This is a genomic window from Vibrio sp. 1562, assembly GCF_033340155.1.
GTDB lineage: Bacteria > Pseudomonadota > Gammaproteobacteria > Enterobacterales > Vibrionaceae > Vibrio > Vibrio alginolyticus.
On record NZ_JAWOVY010000716.1, the window covers coordinates 1 to 534 of the forward strand.

Here is a 534-nt window from a genome sequence, read left to right on the forward strand (position 1 = left end):
CCGTTTTCGCACCTTGTCCGCCTTTAAAGTGAAATGCTTGAACCTTTAAGAGCTTGGATTCGTCGTAGCCAAACTTAGCACTAGCTAGCTCATAAAAATATCGAGAATTAGCAGCTTGCTCTTCTGGCAACATGCCGCCTTCCCCGGAGCAAATCCCAGTTCCAGCTAACTCCGCACCTTTTGCCAGCGCAATTTTCGCTTCTTCCGAAAGCGCACCGAAACTCATGTCCGACACCAATAAAGGAATGGCGAGCTTGAGCGGCTTACGTGCGTTTGGCCCCACAATCAATTCGGTAGACACGGGAACGTCTTCCAACAGCGGTTGTGTCGCCATTTGCGCCACCATGATTTGTATTGCATCCCAATGTGGTAACAAGTGCCTAGGCACGCCCATTGCAGCCATCGGCCCATGATGACCGAGCTTAGAGAGCCCTTCTCTGGCAAGTTGGTGAATAAATTCTAGAGTGGGCTCCTCTTGAGTATTGGCAGCGGCGAGCTTTTCACTTTTCTCTCGTTTTTGATCGGGGCCTTCTT

Annotated in this window: 1 protein-coding gene; it reads right to left on the reverse strand. The window is 50.4% G+C overall.

Annotated features, from left to right (window positions below):
• The coding region (locus R7Z49_RS27265) for a glutamate synthase-related protein (RefSeq protein WP_318112790.1) at nt 1-534 on the reverse strand (534 nt) is incomplete at both ends.